Source organism: Pseudactinotalea sp. (genome assembly GCF_048594945.1).
In the GTDB taxonomy this organism is placed as follows: domain Bacteria; phylum Actinomycetota; class Actinomycetes; order Actinomycetales; family Beutenbergiaceae; genus Pseudactinotalea.
In genome coordinates, this window is sequence record NZ_JBMDXJ010000161.1 from 1 (window position 1) to 6,381 (window position 6,381).

The 6,381-nt window shown below is 66.7% G+C and carries 5 protein-coding genes; 4 read left to right on the plus strand and 1 reads right to left on the minus strand.

Annotated features, from left to right (window positions below):
* From ACOJSN_RS07380 to ACOJSN_RS07395, 4 genes are all read left to right on the plus strand, one after another.
* Window positions 1–900: carbohydrate ABC transporter permease (locus ACOJSN_RS07380; RefSeq protein WP_420111859.1), on the plus strand; the 900-nt coding region annotated here is incomplete at its 5' end.
* A gap of 55 nt (window positions 901–955) precedes the next feature.
* Entirely contained in the window at window positions 956–2,638 is a 1,683-nt protein-coding gene (locus ACOJSN_RS07385) for an extracellular solute-binding protein (protein WP_420111860.1), read from the plus strand.
* Window positions 2,639–2,657: 19 nt separating this feature from the next.
* A complete protein-coding gene (locus tag ACOJSN_RS07390; RefSeq protein WP_420111861.1) occupies window positions 2,658–3,362 on the plus strand; it encodes a hypothetical protein in 705 nt (234 codons plus the stop codon).
* The gene (locus ACOJSN_RS07395; RefSeq protein ID WP_420111862.1) at window positions 3,359–5,338 is read left to right on the plus strand and encodes a beta-galactosidase; all 1,980 of its coding nucleotides are present in this window, start codon (window positions 3,359–3,361) and stop codon (window positions 5,336–5,338) included. Before ACOJSN_RS07390 ends, ACOJSN_RS07395 begins: the two co-directional genes overlap by 4 nt.
* On the opposite strand, the gene ACOJSN_RS07400 is transcribed toward ACOJSN_RS07395, so the two are convergent.
* The gene (locus tag ACOJSN_RS07400; RefSeq protein ID WP_420111863.1) at window positions 5,327–6,247 is read right to left on the minus strand and encodes a DUF559 domain-containing protein; all 921 of its coding nucleotides are present in this window, start codon (window positions 6,245–6,247) and stop codon (window positions 5,327–5,329) included. The two genes, ACOJSN_RS07395 and ACOJSN_RS07400, sit on opposite strands and share 12 nt — an antisense overlap.
* Window positions 6,248–6,381 lie beyond the last annotated feature (134 nt).

The following is a 6,381-nucleotide window of genomic DNA, read 5'->3' on the forward strand; positions in this document are numbered from 1 at the left end:
GTCCCCGACATCGGCGCGGTCCGCACCTCGATGCGGACCGTGAAGGACACCACCGGCTACCGGGTCTTCAGATACGTCAACACGACGTTCCTGCTGCTGATCTGCGTCGTGACCCTGTACCCCTTCATCAACCTCGTCGCCAAGGCGTTCTCGGCCGAGGGATATATCGCGGCGGGCGAGGTCAACCTCATCCCGCGCGGGTTCAACGTGACGACGTTCTCGGCCGTCATGAGCGATGGCATGTTCTGGACGAACTACCGGAACACGGTCGTCTACACGATCGTGGCCACGGCCATCGCGATGGCACTGACCACCACGTTCGCGTACGCGCTGTCCAAGAAGAACCTCAAAGGCCGCTCCTTCTTCGTGGGCATCGCAGTCTTCACGATGTTCTTCAGCGGCGGACTGATCCCGAACTACCTGCTGATCAACTCTCTCGGCTTCAAGAACACGATCTGGGCGATCGTGGTCCCCAATGCGATCAGCATCTTCAACCTGCTCATCATGAAGTCGTTCTTCGAGAACTTCCCGGCCGACCTCGAGGAGGCCGCCGCGATCGACGGTCTCTCGACCTACGGCATCTTCGGTCGGATCGTGCTGCCGCTCAGCAAGGCCGTGATCGCGACCATGGTGCTCTTCTACGCAGTCTCCTTCTGGAACTCCTGGTTCCAGGCGTTCCTCTACATGGACCGCGCCGAGCTGTACCCGGTGACGATCTATCTCCGCAATCTGCTCGCGGCCGCGACCTCGATGGAGGACATGGGCAGCGACAACGTGCAGATCGCCTCCAACGTGCAGGCCGTCACGATGGTCCTCACGGTGCTTCCGATCATCTGTGTCTACCCCTTCATCCAGCGCTACTTCGTATCCGGCGTGATGCTCGGCTCCGTCAAGGGCTGAGCGCGCCTTCGCAGTTCCCTTTCCTCTCGCCCGCAACGACGCAAGGAGATCCCTCATGAGCGAGACCCGCACCCCTCTCAGCCGCCGCAGCCTGCTGCGCGGTGCCCTCTTCACCGCTGCGGCGGTTCCCTTCGGTGTCACGCTCGCCGCGTGCGACACCGGGAGCGTCGGTGGCGCCGGTGGCGGTGGTGGCGAGGAGCCCGCTGACCTCGACGACAAGAGGGTTGGTGCCATGGACGACTACGGCGTCGGCACCACGTTCGTGGCGACTGAGCCGCTGACGTTCGACCTCCTCTACCGGGACCACCCCAACTATGCGCTGAAGGAGGACTGGTCGTTCTTCACGCACATCGAGGAGACGAACAACGTCACCTTCAACTTCACCTCGGTCCCACTGTCGGACTTCGAAGACCGTCGCAGCCTGCTGATCGCGGCCGGCGATGCGCCGACCATCATCACGCAGGCTTACGTCGGGACCTTGAACCAGTTCGTCCCCAGCGGGGCACTTCTCCCGATCTCCCGGTACGTGGAGCACATGCCCAACTTCCTCGCCAAGACCGAGGCGTGGGGCATGCAGGCGGAACTGGACTACTACCGCCAGGAGGACGGCGAGTACTACGTGCTCCCCGGCCTGCTGGAGACGGCCAAGCCCGGGTACACGATCGCCATCCGTGATGACCTCTGGCAGGCCGCGGGCTTCGACGCCGACCCCGCCACCTTCGACGAGCTCCGAGACCAGCTGCGCACCGTGCGGGAGCAGAACCCCGACCTCGATTACGTCTACTCCGATCGCTGGTCCAGCGGCGGCCCGATGGAGGCGACGCTCAACGCCGCCGCTCCCAACTTCGGCGTGCGAGCTGGCTGGGGCTTCGGCGACGGCACGATCTGGAACGGCACCGCGTACGAGTTCACCGGCGCACTCGAGGGCTACCGGCAGCTGCTGGAGTACTTCCACTCCCTCATCGACGAGGGCCTGCTCGACCCCGAGTCGCTCACGCAGGACGACGACGCGGCGATCCAGAAGTTGACCAGCGGTCGCTCAGCCGCGATCGGATCCAACGACCAGGAGATCCTCGCCTACCGCAGCAACCTCGCCGACGCCGGCAACACCGACGCCGTCATGCGGCAGATCATCGTGCCGGCCGGGCCCGCAGGCAACATCATCAACTCTCCCCGTTTCGAGTCCGGTCTGGCGTTCTCGTCCGGCGCCGCCGACCAGGACAACTTCGTGGCACTGCTGCAGTTCGTCGACTGGCTCTACTACTCCGACGAGGGCTTGGAGTTCGCGAAGTGGGGCGTCGAGGGCGAGACCTTCACGCGCGGTGCCGACGGTGCCCGCGAGCTGCTGCCGGACATCGACATCAACGGCCTCAACCCCGGCGCACCGAAGATGCTCAACACCGATTTCGGCTATCACAACGGCGTCTTCATGCCTGCGCACGGGTCGACCCAGGACCTCATCGACTCGATGCTGCGGGACGAGGTCGTGGAGTTCCTCGCCAAGATGAACGAGAAGGAGCCGCTCGACCTCGGACCGGGCTACCTTCTGAACGAGCTCGACCAGGAACAGGCCGCGCTGCAGCAGACCGCGCTCAAGGACGCGACCTATCAGGCCACCGCCGCGTTCCTGCTGGGGCAGCGCTCGTTCGACGACTGGGACGCCTTCCAGGGCGAGCTCGAGGCCGCCGGACTGTCCAACTACCTGCAGAAGATCAACGACAACATCCGCGAGGCCTGAGTTCCACACCATGACGCAGATGACCAGCAACTCGCTCCCCGGTGAGCTCGGCCGGGGATCACTCGGCCGAGCCACCGTGACGGTGCACCGATTCGGTGCGATCGGCCTCGGGTTCGTCCTCGCGAGCCTCCCCGCGGTAGCGGCCGGCATGCTGCTGCCGTGGGGTGGGCTGGCGCTGCTGGTCATCGTGCTGCTGACCGTCGCGGTGGCGGTCGCTCTGGCGGCTGCTCTGGCGGCGTGGCGAGACGAGCGCGGTGCCGAGCACCCGGCGCCCTGGGCGGCATTCTGGCGCGGGTGGAGGCGGAACGCCGTCGACGTCACTCGGGCCGTGACGCCCGGGTTGCTGCTCATCGGGATCATCGCGGTCTCGGTCGCCGATGCCGGCGCCGCCGGCGTCGGCGCCGGCTACGCGTGGCTGCTGCTGGGCATCGCTGCCGTGGTCTCGCTGATCAGCATCCGCGTCGCGGTGCTCGCATCGATGTTCTCGTTCCGCACCCGCGACCTGTGGCGACTCGCTGTCTACACGCTGTTCCGGGTGCCCCGTGCCACGGTGGCGCTGGTGGCGGTGGCGATCTGCGTCGTCGGTCTTGTGTGGCTGACGAACGAGGCAGTCCCGATGCTGCTCGGCGGGGCCGCAGCGCGGCTCCTGCTCCACCATGAAGGCCCGGTCATCGACCTCGTCCGCAACCAGTTCACCCAGGAAGGCAAGGACGTCTCATCGTGACGACCTCCCAGATCCACTACGGCGGCGACTACAACCCCGAACAGTGGCCCCGCGACGTATGGGAGGAGGACTACGCGGCCTTCGACCTCGCCGCCATCGACACGGTGACCATCGGTGTGTTTGCGTGGGCACACGTGCAGCCCGCCGAGGACGTCTACGACTTCACGATGCTGGACGCGATCGTGCAACGCGCGGTCGAGGGCGGCCGCAAGATCGTGCTCGCCACGCCGACCGGTGCCATGCCACCGTGGCTGGCGCACGAGTACCCCGAGGTCAATCGCACGGACTTCCAGGGCCGTCGGCACGTGTATGGCCAGCGCCACAACCACTGCCCGAACGCTCCGGCCTACCAGCGGCTCTCAGCCGAGCTCGCGGACCGCATCGCTGCTCGATATACGGGGACGCCTGGTCTGATCGCCTGGCACGTGGCGAACGAGTACGGAGGGCCGGACGGCTCCTGCTACTGCGACCACTGCGCCGCCGCCTTCCGAGTCTGGCTGCGCGGGCGGTACCGCGACCTCGACGAGCTCAACGAGGCCTGGAACACGATGTTCTGGTCGCACCTGTTCACCGACTGGGAGCAGATCGTCCCGCCGAACGCCCTGAGCGAGCACTGGCGTGGACCCAACCACACCGCGTTCCAGGGCATCACCCTCGACTACCGGCGCTTCATGTCGGACGCGCTGCTGGCGAACTTCGTGTCCGAGAAGGAGCGGATCCGGCGCCACGACGCCGCCACACCCGTCACGACAAACTTCATGGGGCCGTTCCGACCGATCGACTACCACCGCTGGGCACCACACCTGGACCTCGCCACCTGGGACAACTACCCACCCGGCCAGCGAGAGGAGGTCCGGATGGCCTTCAGCCATGACCTGATGCGCGGGCTGAAGGACGGAGCCCCCTTCTGGGTGATGGAGCAGACCCCCACCATCACGGCGAGCCGCGACGTCAACCCGGTCAAGCGGCCCGGCGTGCTCGGGCTGTGGTCGTGGCAGGCGATCGCGCACGGCGCCGACGGCGTCCTCTACTTCCAGATGCGTCAGTCACGGGGCGCGTGCGAGAAGTACCACGGCGCGGTGCTCGACCACGCCGGCCGCACCGATACGCGTGCCTTCAAGGAGATCGCCTACCTCGGCCATCAGCTGCAGGAGCTCGGAGACGCCGTGCTCGGCGCGCGCGTGCCCGCCCGCACAGCCGTGATCTTCGACTGGGACTCCTGGTGGACCACGGAGATGACCGACGGCTTCAACCGGCACGTGAGCTATCTCGGCGTGGTGCTGGGGTACTACGGCGCGTTGTGGCGCGCCAACGCTGCCGTGGACGTGGTCCCGTGCACTGCCGACCTGAGCGGCTACGACATCGTGATCGCGCCCGCGCTTCACGTGGTCAAGGGCGATATCGCCGACCGGCTGCGCGCCGTCGTCGAACGCGGTGGCACCGTGGTGACATCGTTCTGGGCCGGTCGCGCGGACGAGAGTGCTCGTGCCTTCCTCATGGACGCCCCTGGCCCGTTCGGCGACCTCTTCGGGGTCCGGGTCGAGGAGACCGACTCCGCTCCCCCGGGTGAGGCGAACACGGTGACCCTGGCCCTGCGAGGCGACCCCACGCCGTCGGCCGCCTCGCTGGTGTTCGAGATCTTGGAGCCGGAGGGTGCCGAGGTGATCGGGACCTACCAGCAGGATTTCTATGCGGGCCGGGCCGCGGTCACGCGGCGCCGGGCCGGAGCCGGCGAGGCCTGGTACGTCGGTACCGATCTCGACCCCAACGGCCTGGACACGATCGTCCGCACTGTGCTCGAACGGCATCAGCTGCTCGGCCCGCACGCTGACAACCCCGACCTCGAGGTCGTGGACAGGGAGGGCATGAACGGCACCTACCGATTCCTCCTCGACCATGCCGCCGCCACGGTCGAGATCCAGCACATCTCCCCGCCCCCCAACCCCGATTTCACTGACGAAACCTCACATCCCTGATTTCACTGACGACACCACACCGCTGCGGGATTCCAGCGCTGTTCGTATCTCTTCGGCCAACGCCCACGGCTCGTGGAGAATCCGCTCCCACGTGACATGAACGACCGCGTAGCCGAGGTCGCGCAAGAGCTCGTCGCGCGCGATCTCGTCAGGGGCGGAGGGATCGGGGTGCGCCAGGCGGCCGTCGTACTCGAGGATGACGCGCTCGCCGACGAACAGGATGTCTGCGCGCGCGACGATGCGGCGACCGCGGTAGATCTTCTTGTCGCCCACCCAACCGGTGAACCCGTGTGCCACGAGGAAGTCCTGCAGCTTGATCTCGGCGGGACTCACGGCACCGCGGCGGACGGCTGCGATCATGGCGCGAAGTCGGACGATGCCGTACAAACCCTTGCGTTCATGCGTCTGTGAGTCCAGCTCGTCGGCCGTCACCAGGTCGCGCGTCACCAGCCACGCGAGCAATCCCCACGCTTCGTCGGCGGGCAGCCGCCCGAGACAGTCGAGCATCGTCGTCACCCGGTCTGTCACGCGCCAGTGCTCCGTCCGTTCGACCTCAGTAGGGCGGACGCTCCAGAACCGTGGGACGAGACCATGGCGGGTACGTCGACCGGCCGGGACCAGCGCGTAGGTGAATCCATCGTCCGCCACGGTCGGGAGTCCATGGATCAGCGCGGCGGTACGGAAGCACACGATGGCGTCCGGCCATGTCAGGCAGGTCGCTATGGCTCGCTGCTCGACGGATACAGGTCCCAGCCCCACGACGTGTCCGTCACCGCAGACACGGCTGATGGATCCGGAACGACGGAGCCGACCCACGTCCGCGGCCGTGATCCCGATGTCCGCAGCCATGTCGAGCGTGAACACCCCCATGGTCGCGGTTGTCGCTCTCGTCAGCTCGGTGAGATCCATCCGACGATCTCAGCGCAGTCGAGCTGCGAGCCGCTGGCGTCATCCACACCCTGTGGATAGCCGAAGTCATGGCGCCCCGGGTCGCGTCTCGTCAGTGAAGTCGGATGGGTGACGTTTCGTCAGTGAAATCGGGT